We start from the raw sequence: 25,828 nt of genomic DNA, 5'->3' as shown, positions 1-25,828 counted from the left end.
ATTCCACAGGCACTAGATATAAATGGAAGGTGTTAACCCCATTTATTGCTCATGACGTCTTTTGTCTAGCACCTTCTACATCACATTGTCATTTACTATAAAGAATCTAATAGAAAAGAGATGATTAGTATGGCTCGTGTCAATGCTGTTCCGCAACCGGATCTGGTATTAATCTATTGGTCAAGAAATCCGCTCGTTCCTGGTTCTGCGCGCAGAATCCAAAGTGTACGTGTGATTGGTAATACGTCTCCATGTACATTCACACTGGTTCCCGGTGCACGGCTAATCAATGCACTGAACTGTTTGCTGGACAATGATATTGGATTCAAAGTGGTCTACCGCCATAAAACCTCAGCAATCAGTGGCGTTTTGTTATTAAAACGCAAATAATCAGACCCCAAAGAAATGGTGCCTTCCTTTAGGAGAGCACCATTTTTTCGTTCTTTGATCATCAATGAACAGATTTCGAACGCCAAAAAACCGCGATAAACGCGGTCTCTTGTTCACGATATGAATTTAATTCAGAATATCCACAACTAATACATTCACCGAATGAGCTGTTAAGTTAACGACCACCGATGTATCCGACAGTGTGATCTCCTGTTCTTGGGGAACCACTTTCTCATCATTCTTCTGATTCACATTCGGAATATACACCAAATGATCTTCTCCAGTAAGTGTGATCAGTCTGGCTGGAGCGTCCACCTTCAGATCCTGAAGGCAAATCCGGGTTGATTTATCTACACCATCTGCATTCACCAGTTTCACATACACATGCCGTGCGTCCTTCGTAACAGAGTGGAATACTTCCCGGTTGTAAGCTTCCAGCTTGTAATCCAGAACCTTGCTGGTATTACGTCCGTCTGTATAGGAGCAAACCAAATTCTTTCCTGTATCTCCACCATAGTTAACCGTAATTGTATAATCGGTTCCATTCTCGAGTGGTTCATAGTTGGCCGCTCTCAGGTTACCTGCTGCCGAGCTGGATGAATAGTCTCCCAGTGTATAACCCTCAATCCCTTGTTTGTACACCTTCACGCCTGTTGCGTTCCCGCCGTAACTAATTGCGTACTCAATGACATCCTTGTTCTCAGGCGAGATATCCGTCAGTCCCACACCGATGTAAAAACCATCCTCACCTGAAATTCTTTCAGCCTCAACGTGAACTTTGTAATTGGTCCATTCGTCATTCAGCAGATACAATCCATTCAATCCACTTGATTGTGCCTTCAAAATGAGTCCTTTTCCTGCGGTTAACGCATATCCTTCCGATCCGGGAATCTGTCTCCATGCCTCACTAGGCTCTGTACGTTCCCTGAAATCTTCATCAAACATCAAACTGCCATCCACATTGGACGTCACTGTAACTCGTTTCACCACGATGTCTGCATGACCCGTTGCAATCTCGATACCTCCACGAGGAATGAGATTCAACGGTTTGCCTTTGCTATAGGTGGAGAATGAAGTCTCAAGCACCTGATCCCCTACATATTTTGCAAAAAGCTGCTGTACATAATAATTCGGTGTATACCACACGGTTTCATCATCAAACCAGATGCAGTCTGGCGTCCAGCGGTAAGTACCGTCCGTTAGTACTTTGTTGAACAATGGCGCATAGGCAGCCAAACGCACAACGTCCGCGTTATTTTCAAATCCAGTCATGATCGCAGCTTCTGCAACCGCTCCTGCCAGCGTGTTTTTGTCCGTGGAAGCATATTCTCCAACAAATACTTTGGATGTTTCTTTCCAATCGATACTTCCATCTTCAAGATAAGCCCGGTCATAGTAGTTGTAGCGATCTACGTTATTCAGCAAATATTCATTGGATCGGTAGTAGTGCTCATCTGCAATGGTGTCCATGTAATTGTCCTGATTCTCATACCAGGTTACCGTCTCCTCAATCACCTCAGCACCATCTGCAAAAGCAACCTGAGCTGACCCGGTGAGGTTCCCACTGAGGAATTTCCATCCTTCTTGGTACGCATCATCATCCGCCTGAGCTCCAACCGTCGAGATAATGTGCAGCTCATGATCAGGATAGTTCTGTTTCATGTACTCATCTATCGAACGTTTGAATACTTCGAAGTTGGCAAAAAATTCAGTGCCCCAGTTCTCATTGCCTACGCCCAGATAACGAAGATCAAACGGTTCAGGATGTCCCATCTCGCTTCGTACCGCTGCCCATTCGTTGTGTTCAAAGTCTGTACTGAGCGCAAAGTCAATCAGATCTGTAAAGTTGCGGATATAATAATCCCTTAAAGCGCCACCCGCAGGGTGAGCATAGTCCGAGCGCGCCTGACACAACACACCGCAAGCCATGACTGGAACCGGAGCGGCATTGAGATCTTCCGCCAGTTGGAAGTACTCCATATAACCGAGGCCCATCGTCATCATGTAACCCCAGACATTATAATTTTCTTTGCGGAGCTCAACCGGACCCACAGAATCCTTCCAGTCATATACGTTATCCCAGATAAAAGATCCCTCCGAGATACATCCTCCCGGAAAACGCAGGAACTTCGGATGCAGATCTGCGAGTGCCTGGATTAGATCTTTTCTCAATCGATAGTTCGGGTTACCTGTGTAGTTAGCATGTGCCGTAGCCGATATTCCCTCTTCTGTCGGATCAGCTCCCCATACATTCTGAGGGACTAGGGACACCATATCGATGGAGATGTCACCTGCAAACGTAAGTGCCAGTTGACCAAGTACAGTCTCCGTTCCGATCAGAGACAAACCGTATTTCTTCCATGTGTTCCCGCCTTCAACATGCAGCGTTACCGAATCACTGATGGAAGTGTCACTTCCATCCTGCAATTGAACAGTGATCGTTCCTGCCAATTCTGCTTTTGCCCATACGGTAAAGTCATATGATTCACCCTGCTTGATGGACATGGCACAATGCTGGTTGGAGTCTGAGAATCCACGATTCCGAATCGTAGCCCCATCCTGAACCGTTACATAATAAGCATTTACTTCAGGGTCTTCCACGTTAAAATGAACGTTTAGTCCATCCGTATGCTGTACGCGCATTTTCTCGGTGTCGCCTGACCAGGCAAACAAAGGTTCACGATTTCGACCTGTCGAACAACCACATTCTCCAGAGTCATGCGAGTACGTATCAAATGCAAAAGACTCAAATGATCGATTCTGAACAAGCTCTGCATAGATTCCGCCATCTGCCGCGTTGTTAATATCCTCGTAGAAAAGTCCATACATGACTTCACTGATATCCGCCACCTTCTGATCTCCATGGATAGTGACCGTGTAAGGCGGGAGATGCGCTGGCACAACAGACACGTCAAAGCTTTGGCTCAGCTTACGATCACCTCTGTTCAGAAGCGCACGGAGCGTAACCTCTTGTGCTGATGTGATCATCTGAACTTCCCCGCTCTCGGACAAGACTTCCGGCTTACTGGAGCTCCATTCAACAGACACTTTACCACCCAGCAAGTCTGCAGGTAATGATACATCCTTGGTGATGATTCGGTTGGGGAAGGACAAGTACTTGTCCGCCGCAAGCTTCACAATCGCTTCATCTGTCAGTGACTCACACATCACTTCAATGACTTCATCCATGGTGAGTGCTGCCCCATAGATCCGAAAGTCGGATAACGAACCTGCAAAATCCACATCCGGTGCATACTGGGAACGTCCAATATAATTCCGGCTATAATTCTCAGGATCGGTGAACGAATCAAACCATTCGCGCAATTTGGCATAATTGCCGCTCGACGTCTGACTGATCGAGCCGTCTGCGGCCTTCTCCCCGTTCACATACACAATTGGACCCGCACTGCTCAACGTTCCCCCTTGGCTACCTGCCACGGAGAGCGCAATATGCAGCCATTCTCCACTTGCAACTCCTCCACTTGGGTGGACAACCAGATTATCTCCGGCGTATAACGTACCCAGAAGCTGACGTGTCAAAAATAAATACGGCCCCTTCTCCCCTTTACCAAAGTCAAAAATGCGTTCCCACACATTAGACCCCTTGCCCAGAAACACCCAAGTGGCAATCGTGATTCCCGTGTTATCGCTTACATCACGAAGCAGATTCGAGGGTAATTGCAGATAAGAAGTTCCATTCGCTCCCCCGTTGAAAGTCACCGCCGTTCTGCCTTTCAACTCGGATATCACAGGCGGGATCTCGCCTTTGGTTATACCATCATGGCCCTTACCGGAGCTGTCCTTCCCGATCTGAACGGTATCTTCAAACGTGTATTGTGCAATTAATTGATTTTGATATGTGCTCATGTTCTTACCTCCTATGTAGTTGGGAATTGTCGGTTCACGCTTTTGATTCGCATTAATATAAAATGATTGATAAATAGTTAAACACATTTCTTAAACGTAATAATATCGCATCATCGATCCCCATTTCAATCCTAAATTTGAGAAAGACAACTGGTTTATTTGAATGTAATGACCTTTATCGGCTCTTCCCGTCTCTTATTTATTTTTCATTTTACTCTTATAAACATTAGATTTATGGTTTACAAACATATAAATCAATTGATAATATAACAAATGAAAGCGCTTGATATAATGAAATACTCAAAGGAGGTCTGCCGAACCTTTTATCGTGTGTTGCCAAGTATCGGTTGATTTTTCATTCCGGGGAATAGGAAAGGGGAAACGTATGAAACGTTATTGGGTTCGCGTACTTAACATTTCTGTACTAAGCACCACTTTACTTACTGCAACAACTTTGGCACCGGTCTCGGTGTTCGCAAATGGTTCAGGGGCAACCGTGGGTAACTCGCAGAGTTCCACCAAACCTATCGCTAATTCTGCTCCAACATTTAAAAATGTTTCCGTTCATGACCCTTCTGTCATTAAGGTGGATGATACGTTTTATATTTTTGGTTCACATCTGCAAGTGGCTAAGTCCAAAGACTTTCTGAACTGGGATCTGGTCGCCTCCGGCGTTACAGATAACAACCCTGTTGTCCCCAATGTAACCAAGGAATTCGCTGAAGCGTTGGAGTGGGCGCAGACGGATACGTTATGGGCAGCAGATGTCATTCAATTGGCGGATGGCAAGTTTTATATGTACTACAATGCTTGTAAAGGGGACTCTCCGCGATCAGCGCTCGGCATTGCTGTCGCAGACAATATCGAAGGCCCTTATAAGGATCAAGGCATTCTGTTGAAATCCGGCATGTGGGATCAGATCAGTGAGGATGGTACCATTTACGATGCAACGATTCATCCCAATGTGGTCGATCCGGATGTCTTTTATGATAAAAACGGCAAGTTATGGATGGTGTATGGCTCGTATTCAGGAGGGATTTTCATTCTGGAGATGGATGCAACGACAGGTAAACCACTGCCAAATCAAGGTTATGGCAAAAAGCTGACCGGAGGCAATCATAGTCGTATTGAAGCCCCTTATATGCTCTACAGTCCCGAAACTGATTATTATTATCTGTACCTGTCTTACGGTGGGCTAGGTGCTGATGGAGGATACAACATTCGCGTAGCCCGCTCCCAAACACCGGATGGACCTTTCCTCGATGCGGAAGGAAACGATATGATCAACGTTAAAGCGGACAAGGATAAACCGTTGTTTGACGATCGTTCTATTGAGCCATTTGGAGTCAAATTGATGGGGAACTTCCTGTTCGAGAGACAGATCGGTGATCCGGGCACAGGCCTAGGTAGCGGTTATGTATCGCCAGGGCATAACTCTGCTTATGTTGATCCGGAGACTGGCAAACAATTTCTCATCTTCCATACCCGCTTTCCAGGGCGTGGCGAAGAGCATGAAGTTCGCGTGCATGAGATGCATATGAATGCAGATGGTTGGCCCGTTGTTTCTCCATATCGCTATGCGGCTTTGGGAGAAGTTACCACGCAGCTGACAACTCAGGAGATCGCTGGTCAGTACCAATGGGTGAATCATGGTAAGGACATCACGGCGGACATCAAGCCATCCCAGACCGTTCAGTTCACGGCAGATGGGCAGATTCATGGTACCGTGACAGGAACATGGAGTCTTGGCGCAGACAACAAGGTTCAGATCACATCGAATAACGTTGAGTACAAAGGCGTTTTCACACATGAATGGAATTCGGAATCTCAAAGTACGGTTCTGACCTTTAGCGCGCTCTCATCCTCCGGAATTGCCATCTGGGGAAGTCAAAGTGTTGAACGGAGTGATCAGGACATTGTAGATGCGGTGAAAAAGGACCTGAGCATTAGCAGTACGGATCATGTGTTCTTCAACCTATCTCTGCCTACCAAGGGAACAAGTGATGCAGAGATTACGTGGAAAAGCTCCAATGCTTCGGTTCTATCCACTACAGGTGTAGTACAGCGACCTCGCGCCGGTAAGGGAGATGCCAAAGTGAAATTAACCGCAACGATTCGTAAAGGAACTGCGGTAAGCTCCAAAACGTTTAACGTTATCATTCCACAGCAAGCGGTAAGCCCATTGCTCGGGGAGTATACTTTTGAACACAAGAAAATTGGCAAAGTCGCACAGGATTACAGTAAAAACGGATATCACGGACAAGCCTTTAACGTGATCAGTTCTGCTGCTAGTGGCAAAAATCAGGCTGCTACATTCAATGGGACAGACAGTTACATTCAGTTACCTGGACTCATTACAGATACAACGGATTTCACGTTTAGCGCCTGGGTCAATTGGGACGGTGGCGGATCCTGGCAGCGTATTTTCGACTTTGGAAATGGTTTGACAAGGCATATGTTCCTTACTCCCTCCCAACATAATGGGGCATTACAATTCACCATTCATAATGAGGGACGGGATCAGAGCCTGATTGCAGCAAATCCGCTGCCTTCCAAAGAGTGGGTTCATGTCGCTGTAACCCTTCAGGGTGATGTGGGTACTCTGTATGTGAATGGTACATCGGTTGCAAGCAACTCTGAGATTACTTTTAACCCGAAAGATCTGCAGGTAACGGAAGCTTATGTAGGCAAGAGTCGTTATACGTCTGATCCGTTCTACAAAGGCAGTCTGGATAACGTAAGAGTGTATGATAAAGCATTAACAGCCAAGGAAATACAGCGTCAGGCTAAAGAAACGCCATAAGTTAGAGTCCTATCATAGGCGTTGGACTCCATAGCGAACAAACCTATAAAGCAGCCAATGTTTTGAACTGAACCCTTTGTGAGACACGACACGACTAACGAGGGAGTTGCAGTTCATTACATCAGGCTGCTTTATTGTCATTCCTTTCATGTATGCATTTATTCGTTCATCGTTCGTTACATTCACAGATGGATCTTTGCATCTCACTTCGAATAATGAATGACCATGTTGAATTTGTTCGTCTTAGCACCGGAGTTAACGTAGGCGTGAGGCTTGTCCGCTCCAAAACGGATCGACTCCCCTGAACTCACCGTATAATCTTCCGCCCCTACTCTAATCGTAACTTCACCTTCAAAGACCGTAATAAACTCTTCCGTACCTTCGATATGCGGTTCAGCTTTCAACTCAGACTTGGGGTCCATCTCCATCATATATATTTCAAAGCGGCGTCCTTCTTCAAAAGGAAAATGCGGATAAATCCGAACCCTTCCCTCATCCTCCATCAATACTTGAATATCATCCCCCGTTACAACGGTTGTATCTGACTTCGGCTCGTGAATCAAAGCAGTAAAGGAAGTTTTCAGGCCATTAGCAATCTTCCATACGGTTGCAATGGATGGATTGGATTCACCACGTTCAATCTGACCAAGCATGGTCTTGCTAATACCAGACATTTCGGCGACCTTGTCCAGACTAAGTTTTCTTTGTTCCCTAAGCTGTTTCAGGTTCTGAGCAAGAATACTATTAATGTTTTTCAAAAATCCATCCTCCTCATTTTATATTTATATATTGTGCTTTATAACGCACATATTGTACAATAATAAAGACCGTACGTTATAACGTACATTTCAGGTCATTATATCACACAACTAAGAAGACGTGGAGGAACCATGAACATTATACCTTTAGTGACCTATGCAATCATCGCTTCATTTACACCCGGACCCAACAACATCATTTCCATGACGCATGCCAGAAATCAGGGGTTCCGCAAGACCCTTCCGTTTATTAGTGGAGTTGCAGCCGGCTGCCTGCTAATTATGTTTCTGTCCAGTTATTTCAACCTTATTCTTCATCAATATATTCCTAGGATCAAACCCGTCTTAAACGTGTTAGGGTGTGTGTACATGCTCTATCTGGCTCTCAAAATTATGCGAAGTAAACCTGCAGATTCGCAAGAAAACAAGGTTAATCATTATTCATTTCTATTTGGGTTCACCCTGCAATTCATCAATCCCAAAGTCATTCTGTATGGGCTTACTGCCATATCCGTTTTTGTTCTGCCTCTTGGGCAGTCCCATGTACAATTAATTGTATTTTCCTTGCTGCTCACCTTCATCGGGATTAGTGCCAATATGACCTGGGCGTTCGGTGGCATGTTATTCCAGAGCTTTCTATTAAGATACGAGCGTCCTGTTAATATCGTCATGGGTATGTTGTTAATTTACAGTGCACTATCAATCCTGATGTAAAATGTAATAGAAAAAGCGTCCACTCATTTGATGAGCTGAACGCTTTTATTTTTTCATCCTAATTCCGGTCTCCACCATGGATGTGTAGGGTAATGCTCCGTATGAAGCACAACCTTCTCGCCGATTTTGGGAGTTGCAATCTTAACGTTCAAAGCATGTGCAGCCTTCGTGATTCGTTCAACCGGTTCATTCCAGGCATGATAGGCCAGCGTAAATGCGGCCCAATGAATCGGGATAAGCAACTTACCTCCTACATCCAAATGCGCTTGCACCGTTTCTTCCGGCATCATATGAATATTGGACCAACGCTCGTCATATTGCCCGCATTCCATCAAGGTCAGGTCAAATGGACCATATTTACTGCCAATTTCCTTGAAATGAGGACCGTATCCGCTGTCCCCACTAAAGAACACCTTCGTATGTTGTCCAGCGATAACCCACGAACACCATAAAGTAGAATTACGGTCGAATAATCCTCTGCCAGAGAAATGTCTTGCTGGCGTGCAAGCGAATGTTAAACCTTTGAACGATAACTCATCCCACCAGTTATGTTCGGTAATCTGTTCCGAAGGCACACCCAGTTGAATCAGACGACGACGTACCCCAAGCGGTACGATAAATCGCTTTGTTTTATCCTTCAATCTACGAATGGAGTCATAATCCAGATGATCATAATGGTCATGCGATATAATGATTGCATCCAGCGTTGGGAAATCCTCCGGTTGAATCGGTAGATTGGTGCTGTAACGTTTGGTACCCACCCAGGATACGGGTGATGGACGATTGCCCAGCATCGGATCAAAGAGCAACCTGTGCCCTTCTATTTCGAGTAAAAAGGCCGAATGACCGAACCATGTAACCTGTGGATTATCGGATGCACTGAAGGTTTCAGCAGGTTCACATATCTCCATAGGCATCGTACCAGATGGTCTCCGCTCTACATTGCCACGCATGGAATCTCTCAATATACTGATCAGGGACTTGAAGTTCATGCCTGCTGATGTCGGGAGCTGATTTTCGTATTTTGTCATTATACATACCTTCTGTTCTATATAATCAATCTAGGTTCAACTTTTGATTAAGATATATTCAACTATATCAGTTGAACTACACATTAACACTAGAACGTAGAGGACAGAAATAACCTGAAGAAGCGGAGCGTTCGCCTTTATCACCAGATTTTCACCTTTATAAAAGTGAATCAAAAAAATCTGGGGATAACAGCGATCGGAAGGTTATTCTGTCATCGGAGTGAGCAGTGTAAATATTCTTTAGTTCAACTTATATCGTAGCTATATATTAATTCATTGGCCGTTGATATACAATTTTCACTAGAACACGCCCATTCCCCATGATCGGAAATAAATTCAATTAAGATAGAATTAAGACTCTGTTTTCTCTCCTATAAGATTGGGCATATATGATAGAGAAAATACATGGAGAGTATGTGAGAGAACATGAAGAAATGGCGCAAAAGATTAGTTAAGTTTTTGATATTCGACCTGGCGATAGTTCTGTTGCTTCTGGGTACTGGCGTGATCTACCAACAAGTGGGTTTAAGGCAGGATGCCAAAACACTCGTCCCCCCTGGTAAGCTGTACGAAGTCCATGGAGACAATATGCATCTATATACTGGTGGAGAAGGCGATGTAACAGTCGTACTCGCCTCTGGCTGGGGGACCGCTAATCCCTATGTAGATTATTATCCATTATATGAAAAGCTTGCTCCCAACACAAAATTCGCTGTATATGACCGATTTGGCTATGGATATAGCGATCAGACCGATAAAAAACGTGATGTCGATACCGTAGCTGAAGAATTACACGAGTTGTTGCAGGTATCTGGACAGAAGCCACCTTATGTATTAGTTGGACATTCGCTCGGCTCGCTGGAAACCATCCGTTTCGCACAAAAATACCCGAATCTCGTCAAGGGTATCGTCATGATTGATGGCGGAAGCCCCGAATATTATTCGAATGACGATGACTCTTTGGCAGACACAATTGGTGGTTTTGCGAATAAATTCCGTATCCAAACCGGACTATTCCGCCTCTCCATGCAATCTGACATGGTTGTCAAAACTTCTAATGCCAATCGTAATGAACTGAAACTTGTACCCGATGATCTGAAAAGATTGGATACAACTGCGCTGTTGCACAACTATGGTAATGTGAACACGTTGGATGAATTACGTGAAATAGCTACCAATGCCAAAGTGGTTGTAGATCACAAACAAACCTTACCGTTTCCACTCACCATACTGACGGCTGATTACCTTGGTGCAAGTGAACTTGAATGGGATAAATCCCAAGTAGAATTCAAATCCTGGTCAGATGATTCTAAACAGGTAACCATTAAAGATACCGATCATTACATCCATCAATATCGCCCTGATATCGTTGCGGATGAGATATTGGCCCTGGTAAAGAAGTAACGTACACTCTGCAAAAGTAAGACTATGTTATATCATAAAAGAAACCCCAAAGATTCTCTAATATCTTTGGGGTTTTAAGTATATGATTTATTGTGCTATCGCTAGTCTTGGCCGTTGGGACCTGAAATCGCTGAAAGCTTGTTCGATCTCTAATGAAGTCAACTGGTGACGATAAAAGTACTGTTTCATCCCCTCCATTTCGGTACGATCTCCATTGTAGATGTTATCAATTTTCCGAATGACCTGGTTATATAAGCTCTCACGTCTGGCGTTCACAGGCTCACACAACCATAAGTTCGTTCTTTTCACATCACCTGTCTTGGTCCAGAGCAGATTCTCATAACGGATGACATCCCAGTCCCAATATCCAGCATGAATCTGCTGAAGTTCCGTCGTAAACATATCGTATATCAAGTTGGGAGGAATGTGTCCATAGGTTACACGGTACTCTTTCAGTTTGAATGCTTCAATCCACTCTGTCAGGGTGTACTCACCTGGTGAATACGCATACAATTTGGGTGCATAAGGATTACTCTGCAATGCCCTAAGTGCCTCACTTTCCATCTCCCCATCCAATCTTGCACGTGAAGCATATACCTTAAGACAATAGTCTTGCAATCTATATACAACCGAGCGATTACTGATAAGCGAAGCCTGTAGAGTGAGATGGCCGTTTTTTTCGTAGTGCAACAGCATCTTTTCAATGTTATTGCCAATGGGATTGATAATGATCATAATGAAGTCTCCTTGATTAAAAATAAAATATAAACCGTTTTCGAATTGGTTAAAAATTGTACTATTACATTCTATATTACCCTTTTATATTAGTATGAACATATACAATTTTGCCGGAACATGAAGTATTTGCTCTGAAATTCATTCTTTAAACCGCTGTATTCCGGCTACATTTTTACTCTAAAGGCTGTAACCCGTTTCACGTCAACACCAAAAAAGATAGAATAAATACGCAAAAAAGCGATGCGTCCCTAAAGTTAAGGATACATCGCTCTTATACAATATCTAATTATTATTGTTAGTTAATGGATTAATGCATAGGACCTTGTTGTCCTGGCGTTGATCCTACTTTGACCCGTTTCACGAAGAGTGAAGTAATCAGACCGATAATCGACAGAACTAATGCAAATACAAACGCATTCTGTACACCTGACGTGAAACCTGCCAGTTGATTTTCTGGACTTTCCGGGTTCGCTACTCCGCTCAAAAAGCGGGATTGTCCTGCGCTCAGTATACTTACCGCAACAGCCGTACCGATCGCTCCGGATACCTGTTGCAACGTATTCATGATGGCAGTACCGTGAGGATAATACTCACGTGGCAATTGGTTCAGACCATTCGTTTGTGCAGGCATCATAATCATCGAGATTCCGACCATCATGAACACATGCAGCGTAATGATTTTTGCCAGTGTTGTTGTAGGTGTAATTCCAGTGTACATGAAGAGTACAACCGTTACGACAGCCAGACCAATAATCACAAGCCACTTCGGACCGAACTTGTCAAACAGTCGGCCCATGACCGGAGACAGTAAACCATTCAGCAAACTACCCGGCAATAGAACCAGTCCGGCAGTTAACGCTGTAACGGCCATACCTTGTTGCAGATACATTGGCAGGATCAGCATGGATGACAGCATCATCATCATACAGATGAATATCAGGATCAAGCCAATCGTAAACATCGGATATTTGAACGCTCGCAAATCCATCATTGGCTGTTTCATTCTCAACTGACGGATACTGAATAACAGCAAGGACAACACACCAATAACGAGAGTGGCAACAACGACCGGACTCGTCCAGCCTCCGCCAGTTTCTCCATGTCCCCCTGCACTACTGAAGCCGTATACGATACCACCAAAACCAAGGGTAGAAAGGATAATGGACAGTATGTCAATTTTGGGCTTGGTCAATTTCGAAATATTTGGCAAGAACAACAAGCCGCATACCAGTGAGATCAGGAAGAACGGCAAGGAGATCCAGAAAATCCAATGCCAGCTCAGATTAGCCAGAATCAGACCGGAGATACTCGGACCGCTTGCTGGTGCAAACATGATAACCAGACCAATCAATCCCATGGCAGCACCACGTTTTTCAATCGGGAAAATAACCAATATGGTGTTAAACATCAGTGGCAACAATAGCGCTGTACCTATCGCCTGCAGTACCCGTGCCACCAACAGAATTTCGAAGCTAGGTGCAAGTGCAGCAACAAATGTTCCTGCAATCGAGAAAATCAAAGATGTTGTAAACAACTGTCTTGTGGTAAACCACTGCAACAGCATACCGGATACCGGTACCAGGATTCCCAACACAAGCAAGTAACCTGTAGTTAACCATTGAATCGTTGTAGGACCTACTTCCAGTAGAGCCATAAGTGGCGTCAATGCCACGTTTAATGCCGTTTCTCCAAACAGACCAATAAAGCCGCTCAGCAGCATCGCGAACAAAATCGGAAATACCTTGTATTGCTTTGTTTCTTGTTGATTCTGTGCAGAATCAGCCTTCATGGAAACCTCCACGATCCCATCCTCCTCAAACGTATCGAACTTTCTTTTTCTCTGTCTCTTGGTATAAATTATTGAATCTGTTTGGCGTTCTTCGTCACAACCGACAAATACTCAGCAGCCGTCAGCAGAGGCTGTTTATCCTGATTCGTCAGGCTGATAATCAGTGCTCCCTCCATCAAAGAAATGATCAGAAGTGCCGTCTCCCGCGCCTTCTCTTCACCAACGCCATCCAGAATCAGATGTTTCTTAATGACATCCTGCCAATCTGCAAATACACCCTGACATGCAATACGCAACTGCTGACTAATACACGATGTCTCCACAGCTGCCCAGAAGCTGAATGGCAGAAATCCGGTAAACCCGGCTGCTTCTGTTTCATGAGCCAAATCATGAATAAATCTCTGAATGGCATCCCCCGTATTGTCGTGGGCTGCAAATGTTTTCTCAAATGTCTGCAAGATATGTTCATTGGCTTTTTGAATACACTCGTGCGCGAGCTCTTCCTTGCCTTGCGGGAAATAATGATACAACGACCCTTTCGGCGTACTACTCTCTTTGATGATCTGATTCAGACCGGTCGCATGATATCCTTGTGAAAAAAACAGTCTCGCTGCTGTGCTGACAATAGACTCTCTAGCATTAGACTTTTCACTCAACGAAAGCCACTTCCTTCAAATAATTATAACAATCGGTCTATATAATTAAACCCGCTCAGATCGGCACTGTCAATCATTTTTATTTCAAATTTTAATGTAAACGCTAACAGTTCAGGAGTGAGAAAATGAACCGAGCGACGGCTCACGGTCAGATCATCATAACAGCCGCTAATTTGGAGACAAAGCTCCAGATTAAGCGGCTGTTTGTTAGCTTGAGTATATTAAGGACTGTATATTAGTAGATATTGGAGTCATCTCCGTCTTAATGTACCTCCTCATGCACAGTTTTAGGAGTTTCACCTGTTCGTTTATTACCTGCCCACACGTCTTGCACGTAGCGTCCTTCGGCCTGAAGCTGAATGAGCCAGTCCTTCGCTTGCTGCACCGTTGCTCCCTGCACCTCCTGATACGCTTGCTGTAAAGTCTCTTCTACCGCAGGAGCCATCTGGCTTCCATCCCCGCATACGTAGAGTTTTCCTTTGTTTATCAGCATGTGAATTAACTGTTCGGAATTCTCTTTCATTAGATGCTGTACATACGTTTTGGGCTTGCCCTCCGCACGAGAAAAAGCAGTGTGTAGTTTAACGATCCCTTCTCGCTCGTATTGTTCAAGCTCTTGACGATATATGAAATCTGAATCATTCCTGCACCCAAAGAACAGATGCGCTTCACTTAGAGACAAACCTCTCTGTTTCATAACAGCTCTCGCCTGGAGGAAACCTCTGAATGGTGCTACCCCCGTGCCTGGTCCCACCATGATCATCGGAACATCAGCCTCTTCCGACAGATGAAATTCGGATTCAGATGTACGTACAAACATCAGAATATCTTCTCCGGATGAACAACCAGCGAGGTACGATGAAGCAACTCCCTGGTATTCGCCTTTGCCACTCCATGCAGGCTCTCTTACTACCGATACGGTTATGCTTGCTTGCTCGGAATTCAGACTTGGCGAGCTGGATATTGAATAATATCTGGGCTTAAGCGGAGGCAATAGTTCAAGGAACCTTTCGAAAGGCAACTCACACGCCTCATACCTTTCTAGCAGGTCCAACATGGTGATTCGATTGGCAAGAATATCATCCCTGTAGCTGTTTTCATCCAACATGCCTTCCAGTTCACGCTTATGAGGTGGACATATCGTATGATTAGCTAACTCCTGCAACTGTGTTCTGGAGACTGGTGTCTGCAATTCCACACAATAAGCGAGCAACTCATGAATCTTGACGGGTCTGTTCAGTGGTAGGTGTGTAAGATGGCTGACGTCCGAAGTTAATTGGATCGAAGTATCCCCACGTAGTCCGAACCGACGGAGTATCCGATCCACATTCTGCTTCTGATTGTTAGGCAACACGCCGAGATGGTCGCCTTCTCTATAACTCATGCCTTCAGGCAGTAAAACTTCGATGTGACGCGTGCTTCTTCCACTTCCCAGCGCCTGAAGCTCTTTATTAACTACAACCGTGGCATAGCTGGCATCATAAGTTCGTGCAAGAGGCATATCCGTTTTCTCACGTACAAACTCCATTTGAAGTCTGCTGGCGCTTGGCTTGGAGGATTTGATTGCTTCCTCGCTAATCCCCAAGACACTCAACACCTGTGGCCACAACATCTGCTGCCACGCCTCGACTTGTTTCTCCATATCACCTCCGGCATCGACTTCTCCACGGGATAACAGTCTTTTACCTCCCAATTCTTCAAGCCTCTCATCTATTAATCGAGGAATGCTCTGGTACGTCCCGGACCAACTCCGATCTCCACAGCCCAGAACGGCATAGTTTACATCCTTTGCTTCCTCTGACTCTACTTCCTTCAACCATTCTACAAATGCCGTAGCATTTTGCGGAGGTTTACCGTTATACGAAGCAGTGACGATGAGAACGACACCTTGGCGGGGAATGCGGCCAACCCACTCATTCAGAGTGGCTGCTTCACTTGGGATTCCATACGAACGCCCTTTCTCCACAAGCTCTCGGGCAATGCCTTCTGCCGTTCCCAGATTGGAACCATATAACACCAGGAGCGAAGGCTTACCATCTGCTTCAACGGCCAGGATTTCTCCCCTCTGGCTGTCACTTGCTATATTTTTACGAACAACAGGAGCAGGTTTCTCTTTCGCAGTTACGGTCGACTTATTCCTTGTTTGCGAAGCCACGCGCGCTTTCACCTGGATCCGGAAGTCTCCTGGCTTCAATGTCAGCGTCTGTTTAACATCCAACTCATAGTTGCTATAATCGATCAACTCAAAATGTTTAAGGACCATGCCAAGCACAAGTGTTGCTTCATATAAAGCAAACTGCATGCCGATACATGCTCTCTCCCCATTACCAAAAGGTTTATACGCATGATGAGGCACTTTCGCCGTATCTTCAAATCGCTCTGGACGGAAAAGCTCTGCATCCTCTCCCCATGCCTCTCTGTCACGGTGTAGCTGGGGCAGGAGAATACTGCAACTTTCCCCTTTCTTCAAGGGATATTTGCCACCTATGACGGTGTCTTCTTTGGCATATACATCAAATCCCGGGGCTGTTGGCCAGAGACGAAGCGATTCACTAAGAATCATGCGAATATAAGAAAGCTGAAGAATTTCTTCGTACTGTGGTGAGTCACTGACCAATATCTGATCCACCTCGTCATACGCCTTTTGAAGCGATTCCGGATTTTTGAGTAGAAAGTAAAGAGCAAAAGATAACAAACCACTCGTGGTTTCATGTCCGGCAATGAGAAACGTAATAATCTGATAACGGATGTTCTCATCATCCAGCATTTCGCCAGTCTCCGGATCTTTGCCATTCAACATACGTGCGAGCAAGTCGACCTCTTCGGGTGCTGAACTCGCTTTACGTTCCTCTATAATCTGATCTACCAGAGAGAACATCGTCTGAATATCCGCTTGGAACTGTCGTTTGGTTTTCACCATAAGCAGATTCTGAATTTTCAAACGTGAACTCTTCTGCATAGCTTCATTTAATGCCCGAACCATGCTTTCAATAAAAGGACTGTGGTCCTGTCTGTAAAAACTGTTAAACCGATAATTGAATCCACATAGTCCAATGGTATCCAACGTAAGGCGTGTCATATCATCCGCAACATCAATCGTATCGTTGGAATTGAGGCGTGCCCACTTATTGATCAACTGTTCGGCAATATCAACCATCATCGGATGATAACCTTTCATGGCCTGTTTGCTGAAGGTGGGAAGCAGAATGTTATGGGCCTTTTTCCAATTGGGCTCCGATGTTCTGCTTGTAAATAAACCATCGCCGCCAAAGGCACGTACGTTTTCGAGTTCATTGTATACAAACTTGTCAAAACGGGACACATCGCACAACTCCGCGACAAGATCTGGTCCAGATACGATTAAACCGGAATAACCGGGAACGGTAAGTTGATATATTGGTCCATGCTGTTCAGCCAGAACGCCTAGCGACAGCGTTGGTTTATCTTTATCAATTAAGGGCAGATTGCCAAGTGGTCCATACATTTTGGGTTGTGGAATGTAAGTTGTATCACTCATGATGATCACCTCTTAACTGTACGCCGTAGAGCAAGGTATTCGTTAGCCATATGATGGCTGTTCTGCTTTCATTCATAAGTGATCTCTCCTTTGATGATTTTATAAATGATAGTAATATATATCATTTGATAATACATTAAACCATAATTGATTTAATATCAAATTTTCTTCCGGCTGAATAACTTTCAATTGAACCGGTCAACGTTTAAGTTGAATAACAGCAAATAGAGGATTGCATATGCAATCCCCTACTGTATGAAGCAATGACGCTATGATTCTATGAAACTTTTTTCTAATGATGACTTGGCCCATCCCAGTTCTCGAAATTCAATTCATTATTAATGCTTACCGCAGACAACGCCCCCAGAGACGCAGCCGTGATTGCCTGATATATCTCGGATGCTGCATCACCAGCACTGTATATACCCGCTACGGATGTTTTGCCTGAAGCATCAACGATAACCGTTCCTGATTCTGTAATTTCACAACCGATGGCCTTTGGCAGTTCTGATCCGGTAAACAGTTTCGGTTGAAAGAAAACTCCTGTGCAAGGAATCGCTGTACCGTCATTTAGTACAACTTGCTGTACCATCCCTTCTTCAGAGTTAATGGATTGAATCGGTGCATCGAATACAGTAACATGATGCTGCTTCAGCTCTTCACGGTGCTCATCGGTTAAGGAATCTGATCCATTCGTACAGATCGTATAACGTTCTGTCCAGCCGGATATGACTTTTGCCATATGTAATGCGTTAACTCCACTAACGATGATGACCAGCGCTTGGTCTCTTAACTCCCATCCATCACAATATGGACACACAAACGCACTTTTACCGTAAACCTCTGTTAATCCGTTAATATCTAGAGGCAGATCTTTCTTACCTACTGCAAACAAAATCTTTTTCGTGCGATAACTTGCCCCCTGAGTAGTCTTAACTTCAAAATCACCATCGCTACCTGTTATCGCTGTTGCCGTATCGGAAGCAAATTGAACTGTGGGATACGCTGCAATCTGTTCTTTGGCAGCTTTCCGGAATTCACGTGGACTTGCCCCATCTCTTGTCACAAACCCATGAGTCTCCCTTGTAACCCAGTTACGCGGTGTCTCATCATCAATGACCACAACGTTCTTGCGGGCCCTGCCAAGTACTAGGGCTGCATTAAGCCCCGCTGGTCCTCCACCAATAATAAGTACATCCAAGAGTTGATTCATATTACTCATACTATACACCCTTTCCAGACATTTAATATCTCTAATTAAGTTTTAAAAATAACCTCCGCTTTCTCTTAAGAAAGTAATATCGGAGATTTACAAGAACAAATTTTAAACAAGACTATTAAAGATATCTTATATCTACAATAAACAAAACCTAACCATTTTGCAACATATATCTTTAACTACGTTCTTCAATCCAATCTGTGTGAGTTGAATAAAAGATTATTTACACTTACACTACAATGACAGAGCAAACTTTGAATCACTGTTATACCCGGATATACCCGGATTTTTAAATTCTCTCCTGTAACACAGAAATTATTATTTAACAATTAAAAACAACCTTGTTTTTAAATTGTTCACAATCAAATGACATTATTTTAAATACTAAAACGTTAATTAAATCACATAGTGTATTGAATGGTATAATAGCGACATAATATACAAGTATAGATATAGGAAGTGAGTTCTTGAAAACATTGAACAATGGTTCACAGACCAATATCAGCCTGGAGTATAGCTCGATTCCGAAAGTATTCTTCGATACGATCAAAATCGGAATCATCAAGTCCAACCTGATCGCCATGTTTGCGGGTTTAAGTTTGGCTTTATATGTATTTGATGCTTCAATCTTAGCTAATATTGTACCAATCATCCTTTCCTTTATTGGATCTTCTCTCATTATTGGAGCTGCAGGGGTGTTTAACAACTTGTATGATCGTGATATTGATGCGATCATGGAACGTACGAAGAAACGGCCTACCGTTACGGGACGCGTAGATACCAAGTCGGGTCTGATTCTCGGTATTGCAATCACCATCATCGGGGGCATCATGTTGTACATCGCTTCCCCATCCGCTGCTGTATTTGGTATTTTGGGTCTGTTGCTATACGTGTTCCCTTACACGATGTGGACCAAACGTACAACGATCTACAACACGGAAGTGGGAAGTCTTTCGGGTGCTGTGCCTCCACTCATCGGTTGGGCAGCCATTTCACCGGAACTGGGTCATTTCGAGATCTGGGCATTGGTCGTTACGATGCTCTTATGGCAAATGCCTCACTTCTACGGGATTGCGATTCGTCGTTTTGACGAATACAAAGCTGCTGGTGTTCCCATGCTACCCGTTGTTAAAGGCATCAGACGGACATACATTCAGACAAACGTGTATCTGGTACTGTTACTGATCTCCAGCTTTTTATTCTGGCCGATGAGTCCATTTGTCGCTATTGTGGCATTTCTGGTTAGCTTGGCTTGGCTCATTCTCAGTGTGGCTACCTTTGACAAGAAAGAAACAGAGAAATGGTCCAAACGGATGTTTATCTTCTCCATTAACCATATCACTATTATCTTCCTGGTCATCATTGCGTATTCCTTGATTGCTCAGATGATGAGATAATAATATTCCATCTTTCCACTCGTTATAACGATAAAAAGCCTTACAGACTGTCCTCTTTCAAGGGGTCGTCTGTAAGGCTTTTTGTTTTTTTATTATCTTTTCTAAATTTTCAAAGCTATCCAACTTTGGCGGGGGTTTGTTCCCCTTGCCACAGCAGCTGCATCTCTTCATTGGTGGCAAGCAATTCGGCCAAACTTCCCTCGGCTTCAATGCGTCCATCTTTCATCACGATAATGTGATCTGCTTTGGAAAGTGCTGCCCTGCGGTGAGAAACTGCGATGCAGGTGACATCCGGCTCTTGGAACAGCCCTTCCCATACTTGTTGTTCTGTCTCCACATCCAGTGCACTGGACAGGTCATCAAAGATAAACAGGTCCGCCTCCGTCATTAACATGCGTCCTGTGGCCGCGCGCTGAATCTGCCCGCCTGACAGCATGACCCCTCTTGGACCAACCGGGGTCTCAAGCCCCTGATCCAGTTGTTTGATATCCTTCTCCATCACAGCCAGACGAATGGCTTTTTCAAGGGCTTGCTCGGTGTTACCCTGTTTGCCCTGGACGATATTTTCTTTCAACGTATCACTGAACAATCTTGGCACTTGAGGGGTATACGCGGCTCTAGGCGGCATCAGGAATGTGGCTGGATCAACAGCCGCTCCATTCCAGTGAATGTCCCCTTTTTGTTTGGGTAACAGCCCAAGAAGTGTGCGTACAAGTGTTGATTTACCTGATCCGATCCGTCCCGTAATCACAAGAAATTGTCCACGTTTCAGACGGAAACTGATCTCTTCTATGCCATTTGCAGAATTCGGATATTGATAAGTCAGCTTATTCACCTCAAGAGATTGCAACTTCTCCTTAGGGTCCCTCTGTTCACTTACAAGCTCCGGCGGATCTTCATACAGATAGATTTCCCTCGAATCCATGATCTGGTCTTCTTCCCCTGGGCGAAATAGCTTACGCATACGATCATAGGATACCTTGAGCCTTTTGTGCTGAAACACCATATAACCAAACAGTGAAATACTAAATCCGATATTGGCCAAATAACTGGTGAATAAGGCAAAATCACCTACGGTAAAGTTTCCTGCTTTCATCTCAGCTGCACACATCAGTAGAATCAATCCGGTACAGATACTTAGAACATGCTGATTCATCGATCTCATCCACTGCTTGAACAGATTGTCTCGAAGTGCAGCCTGGCGACGATCTTCATTCAACTGGTTGAAACGTGAAGAGACATGCTCTTCGGCCTGACCCAGTTTCAGGGCTTGCACTGCTCCAAACGTTTCCGCAATAAAACTGGTAATTCGCCCAGTCGATTCTCGATTAACCTGTGCATACTTCCGAGCCCGATTTCCGGACAGGTTGTTGAGTAAGGTCACGACCACCAATGGCAGCACAGCAACCAATGTGATCTGCCAATTAATGTTCGCCATAATGACGATGGACACAACAGCAAATACGAGTCGTCCCCAGAAGTCCACCCATGATTCTACATACTCGACGACTTCATCGACATCATCCCGAAAGCGACTCATCGCCTCCCCTGGTGAAGCCGGAAGATTACGCCCAGGCCAGCGCATGATCGCTGCGAGCATGTTGGTTCGCAAAATCGCCTGAACATGATACAGATACGTAACCCATGCATAGAAGGCTACAAAAAATGTGCCCACCCGTGCCATTCGGACCAAAGCAATAAAGATAAGCGGCACAGCAAGCCACATGTAGTCATTAGAACCTGCTGTTGTCCGATCAAAAAACCACTGCATCCCAATACCAATAGCTAACGGCAAGGAATGAAATATACACCATAACAATCCGTTGATAATAAACAGCAAAGGCCTGAATCGAAACAAACGGCCTATAAATCCTGCTACAGTCATGCCAATTCCTCCTCTCTGCCTGTAATCAGCAGTCTGGCATAGTGAGATGCCGGGTTACTGGCAAGTTCTTCTCTCGCTCCAAATTCCAGTACCTTCCCATCACCGAGCACCATAATCCGGTCAACTTTCTCCAGCGTAGCCAGTCGGTGAGCAATAATCACTCCTGTGGATTGTTTCATTAACTGGTCAATTGCAGATTGAAGCATACCTTCGGTCGCAGCATCCAGACGTGAGGACGGCTCATCCAGAATAACCAGACTCGGTTCGGTCAGGAATACGCGGGTTAAGGCAAATAACTGTGCTTCCCCTGCCGACAATGAAGCTCCACCTGCTGCCAGATACGTATCGAGCCCTTCTGGTTGTGAATTAATCCATTGGCTAAGTCCAAGGCGATCCGTCGTCTCCTTGATCATCTGATCCGATACATCTCCATTGAACAGGGTCAGGTTATCACGCAGCGTGCCATCAAACAACTGCACATCCTGTGTCACCATTCCCACCCTGCGATAGAGCGCTTGTAATGAAAGCTTTGTGATATCCGTTCCACCCACACGGATCGTACCCCGATCCAGATTGTACAGCCGGAGAAGAACACGACTAAGACTCGATTTACCGCTACCTGTGCGACCGATGATTCCCAGACGTTCTCCAGGTTTAATAGCAAAAGTAATGTCCTGCAATACCGGTTTATCCTGGTTATAACTGAAGTGCACCTGACTGAATTCCAGACCAAGAGGTCCTTCCGGCAATTGCTCCTCTGTACCCTCTTCAATCACACTATGCATGGACAACAGCTCTCTGGAGCGCAGCATGCCTGATTTTGCTTTTTGGAACTCCTGCACCTGATCTCCAAGCATCTCAATCGGATCATTCAGCATCTGCGTATATTGGTAGATCAGAAATAATGTTCCGATACTAATTAGACCTTCCATATAATAATGCACACCCAGCAAAAGCACCGCAGTGACCGCCAGTGCGAACAGAACTACTGTGGTATTCCACGGAATAACCCGTAGCAGCCAGGCTTTTCTCCCCTTACGGAATACCGTGCGCATTGTGCGGTAAAAGCGGTTCATCACATAAGGCACATGACCATTCGCTTGCACATCTTCAATCCCGGCAATGCGTTCTTCAATTAATCCGAACAGAGAGGCACTTGCTGCCCGTTCATTTTTGGAAGAGTCCACGCCCAGATTTCGGATGAAGACCATGAACAGGATCGATAATAATGTGAACACGGTCATGACCAAAGCAATGGGCACATTAACACTGAACATGAACCCGAGAATTCCGGCCAGCAGTACAAAACTCCCGATCACTTGCACAATGAACATCGCGAAAAAATTGGAGATACTTGTTACGTCACCATCCACACGTTCAATCATCTCTCCAGGTGTTTTCACATTATGAAACCGCATATCGAGACGCAGACAGTGCTTCAGCAGATCCCCGCGCAGTTGATTCGTGGCCCGCCAGGCCACGTCGTTCCCCAAATAACTGACCGCTACCGTGATGAGTTGATTAAACACGGCAACAACCAGAAATATTCCTGCAAGCTGAACAAGATTGGTGAGGACTCCCCCACTTGCTGCTGTATCGATAAATCGTTTGATAATCTGTGGATTCAAAAGCTGAAGCCCCGTTGATGTGAGCAACATGATTAAAAGTAAGGCCAGCCGTCCTTTAACTGGTTTTAGATAGCGCAGCAGCCAAGACATGGAGCGTTTCTCTGTTTTGGGCACAGGTCCCACCTCTTTATCGGTTTATTTAATTGTTTTTGCCTATTCATATTTGTTGATGATCTTAACAACAGCAAATTTGCGATCACTAGGATGAGTCATACATAATGACATTAAAATCGGGATTTCCCGCCCATAATTGATATGTAGAACGCATGTTGACCATTGTACATTCTCCTTTTTAACAAGTTAGTTTTTATAAAATAACGCTCCAAACGCTCCTTTCCATGTGAACAAATTGGGTGGAATGCATGCCAAAAAGCCATAGATGAACTAATGTTCATCTACAGCTTGTAGCCAAAAGAGATCGAATGAAATGCAAAGCATTTCCCGTATCTCCTCTGCATCGCAATAATGATGAGCGTCCACGACAGAGGTGCACAAACATGACTGTCCCAACGCGATCATTGCAAAAAAATTGGATTAATGTCACTATGCTCATGCGTATTCAGTTATCGATTCGAAATCTGTATAGGCATAAACATAATCAACATCCCACCCGTTTCACATATTTGTTGTTTATTGTATTCGCTGGACTAACATCCGTCAAGATAATTTTAACTGAATTGTTATTTAATTCATGCCATTAAACTTTTCAATTCTCGCTACATACTTAATGATGTAGGCTCTGTTTGTTTTTCTCTAACAACAAGACGTCTATGTGCGATCAGAAGAAAAGGTACTCCCAGGGCAGTCGTCAGTGCAATCGGTAGAAAAACAGCGAAACCATTCTCCGCTCCAAATTGACTTAATAACACCCCGCCCATGACAGGAGCAATGACACTACCGATATTATTGAATCCGATGGTACCGAAATACGTCCCTTTCCATTCCGGCTTCGCAATCCGGTCAATGAGCATATCCATCATGGTGAACAACAACACTTCCCCAATGGTAAATAGTATGACACTCATCATCATCATGAGCACACCTTCAGCGATTCCAACCATCATCAGACTGGTTGCCACCAGCAAGTTACCCACAATCAGAGGAACAAGCGGTGGGAAGTTTCGGAAGGTTCTCACAAGAGGATACTGAATAATCAGTACCGTCACGGCATTCAGGGATAGCATGTACGAGAACATCTGACTTCCATTTTCAAAGATCGGGCTTCTCGCCAAGTACTGTGCCAACGTAGAACTAAAGTGCCCGTAACCCAGAACACAAAATGTGGTACCGATTAATACTGGCAGAAACACCCGGTCGCGACCGGTGGTTATGAGTGCTTCACGCAAACGTGGTGCGGTTGCCTGATGACGCTCTGGCAGATTGGCATGCTGTAGCTTGAATTGCAGAAATAATACAAGTCCATAGGCTATGTATATCAAGCCGGAAATCACAAATGGGAACGTTGATTCAGATGATCCCAGCTGAAATCCGATAATTGGCCCAAAGACCACACCAAGATTAACTGCAGCATATCTGAGGTTGAACACCAGCAATTTGTTCTCCGGAGAAGTAATATCCGATAACAGTGCTCTGGAGGTGGGCTCAAATACTGCGCGGCATAATCCGTTTAACGTATTGGCAACAAAGAACACCCATAGATGCTCTGCTGCTGAAAAGATAAAAAATACACCTGCCCAGCTAAATACCGAGATTAACATCACGATTTTGCGACCGATCCGGTCCGAAATATAACCTCCATAAAAGCTGACCATTACACCTGCCAGCGAGCTAACGGCCACAGTAATACCGGTCTGGGTCGGTGTAGCATCTAACACACGTGTCAGATAGATTGATAGAAACGGGATACTCATGGACGTCACAAGACGTCCAAACATGGTTCCGATAATGATCGTCCATGCCAAGGGGTGAATTTGCCTTAAATATTGCTTCATGCGAACTTCTCCTATTCTTTCTAAGTGCTTCAAAAGCGGACTTTTTGAAGTACTCTTCTAATACGTGTTCAAAAAGTTCG

Annotated in this window: 16 protein-coding genes; 5 read left to right on the top strand and 11 right to left on the bottom strand. The window is 44.6% G+C overall.

The window, feature by feature from the left end; all coding sequences use genetic code 11:
* The first annotated feature begins 129 nt into the window (after positions 1 to 129).
* A complete protein-coding gene (locus tag MHI48_RS13895; protein ID WP_036608353.1) occupies positions 130 to 390 on the top strand; it encodes a hypothetical protein in 261 nt (86 codons plus the stop codon).
* 126 nt (positions 391 to 516) lie between these two features.
* Here the strand turns inward: MHI48_RS13895 and MHI48_RS13890 are convergent, their stop codons facing one another.
* Positions 517 to 4,257, bottom strand: coding sequence for an alpha-L-arabinofuranosidase C-terminal domain-containing protein (locus MHI48_RS13890; protein WP_405144359.1), 3,741 nt, complete (start codon positions 4,255 to 4,257; stop codon positions 517 to 519).
* A 385-nt stretch (positions 4,258 to 4,642) separates the two neighbouring features.
* On the opposite strand from MHI48_RS13890, the gene MHI48_RS13885 reads away from it, so the two are divergent.
* Positions 4,643 to 7,060, top strand: a complete 2,418-nt coding sequence (locus tag MHI48_RS13885) for a family 43 glycosylhydrolase (protein ID WP_405144357.1) — start codon at positions 4,643 to 4,645, stop codon at positions 7,058 to 7,060.
* Positions 7,061 to 7,263: 203 nt separating this feature from the next.
* Here the strand turns inward: MHI48_RS13885 and MHI48_RS13880 are convergent, their stop codons facing one another.
* Positions 7,264 to 7,818 carry a helix-turn-helix domain-containing protein gene (locus MHI48_RS13880; protein WP_036608360.1) on the bottom strand — a complete coding sequence of 185 codons (555 nt, stop codon included), beginning with the start codon at positions 7,816 to 7,818 and terminating at the stop codon, positions 7,264 to 7,266.
* A gap of 132 nt (positions 7,819 to 7,950) precedes the next feature.
* Here MHI48_RS13880 and MHI48_RS13875 point away from each other — a divergent pair, with 132 nt between their 5' ends.
* Complete coding sequence (locus MHI48_RS13875) at positions 7,951 to 8,532, top strand: LysE family transporter (RefSeq protein WP_340936065.1); 582 nt, start codon at positions 7,951 to 7,953, stop codon at positions 8,530 to 8,532.
* Positions 8,533 to 8,585: 53 nt separating this feature from the next.
* Here the strand turns inward: MHI48_RS13875 and MHI48_RS13870 are convergent, their stop codons facing one another.
* Positions 8,586 to 9,563, bottom strand: coding sequence for an MBL fold metallo-hydrolase (locus tag MHI48_RS13870; RefSeq protein ID WP_211083297.1), 978 nt, complete (start codon positions 9,561 to 9,563; stop codon positions 8,586 to 8,588).
* Positions 9,564 to 9,989: 426 nt separating this feature from the next.
* Between MHI48_RS13870 and MHI48_RS13865 the strand changes: the two genes are divergently transcribed.
* Positions 9,990 to 10,967 (top strand): alpha/beta fold hydrolase, encoded by a 978-nt coding sequence (locus MHI48_RS13865; RefSeq protein WP_405144354.1) that lies wholly within the window; start codon positions 9,990 to 9,992, stop codon positions 10,965 to 10,967.
* Positions 10,968 to 11,054: 87 nt separating this feature from the next.
* On the opposite strand, the gene MHI48_RS13860 is transcribed toward MHI48_RS13865, so the two are convergent.
* From MHI48_RS13860 to MHI48_RS13840, 5 genes are all read right to left on the bottom strand, one after another.
* Positions 11,055 to 11,702 carry a hypothetical protein gene (locus MHI48_RS13860; protein WP_405144352.1) on the bottom strand — a complete coding sequence of 216 codons (648 nt, stop codon included), beginning with the start codon at positions 11,700 to 11,702 and terminating at the stop codon, positions 11,055 to 11,057.
* Between the two features lie 310 nt (positions 11,703 to 12,012).
* A complete protein-coding gene (locus MHI48_RS13855; RefSeq protein ID WP_405144655.1) occupies positions 12,013 to 13,494 on the bottom strand; it encodes a DHA2 family efflux MFS transporter permease subunit in 1,482 nt (493 codons plus the stop codon).
* A gap of 68 nt (positions 13,495 to 13,562) precedes the next feature.
* Entirely contained in the window at positions 13,563 to 14,150 is a 588-nt protein-coding gene (locus MHI48_RS13850; RefSeq protein WP_047842796.1) for a TetR/AcrR family transcriptional regulator, read from the bottom strand.
* A gap of 262 nt (positions 14,151 to 14,412) precedes the next feature.
* Complete coding sequence (locus MHI48_RS13845; RefSeq protein WP_405144350.1) at positions 14,413 to 17,667, bottom strand: bifunctional cytochrome P450/NADPH--P450 reductase; 3,255 nt, start codon at positions 17,665 to 17,667, stop codon at positions 14,413 to 14,415.
* 292 nt (positions 17,668 to 17,959) lie between these two features.
* Positions 17,960 to 18,880: an NAD(P)/FAD-dependent oxidoreductase gene (locus tag MHI48_RS13840; RefSeq protein ID WP_405144348.1), complete on the bottom strand. Its 921-nt coding sequence runs from the start codon at positions 18,878 to 18,880 to the stop codon at positions 17,960 to 17,962.
* 473 nt (positions 18,881 to 19,353) lie between these two features.
* Between MHI48_RS13840 and cyoE the strand changes: the two genes are divergently transcribed.
* The gene (cyoE, locus tag MHI48_RS13835) at positions 19,354 to 20,283 is read left to right on the top strand and encodes a heme o synthase (protein ID WP_036608378.1); all 930 of its coding nucleotides are present in this window, start codon (positions 19,354 to 19,356) and stop codon (positions 20,281 to 20,283) included.
* 115 nt (positions 20,284 to 20,398) lie between these two features.
* Here the strand turns inward: cyoE and MHI48_RS13830 are convergent, their stop codons facing one another.
* The 3 genes from MHI48_RS13830 to MHI48_RS13820 all read right to left on the bottom strand — a co-directional run bounded on the left by MHI48_RS13830 (position 20,399) and on the right by MHI48_RS13820 (position 25,748).
* Positions 20,399 to 22,168: an ABC transporter ATP-binding protein gene (locus MHI48_RS13830; RefSeq protein ID WP_405144345.1), complete on the bottom strand. Its 1,770-nt coding sequence runs from the start codon at positions 22,166 to 22,168 to the stop codon at positions 20,399 to 20,401.
* Positions 22,165 to 23,910, bottom strand: a complete 1,746-nt coding sequence (locus MHI48_RS13825) for an ABC transporter ATP-binding protein (protein ID WP_405144343.1) — start codon at positions 23,908 to 23,910, stop codon at positions 22,165 to 22,167. The genes MHI48_RS13830 and MHI48_RS13825 overlap by 4 nt, the downstream gene beginning before the upstream one ends.
* Before the next feature lie 602 nt (positions 23,911 to 24,512).
* Positions 24,513 to 25,748 (bottom strand): MFS transporter, encoded by a 1,236-nt coding sequence (locus MHI48_RS13820; RefSeq protein WP_315372927.1) that lies wholly within the window; start codon positions 25,746 to 25,748, stop codon positions 24,513 to 24,515.
* Between the last annotated feature and the right edge of the window lie 80 nt (positions 25,749 to 25,828).

It is taken from the genome of Paenibacillus sp. FSL H7-0942 (genome assembly GCF_045040715.1).
GTDB lineage: Bacteria > Bacillota > Bacilli > Paenibacillales > Paenibacillaceae > Paenibacillus > Paenibacillus amylolyticus.
The sequence above is the reverse complement of the archived record's forward strand: the minus strand, read 5'-3'. Positions and strand labels throughout refer to the sequence as shown.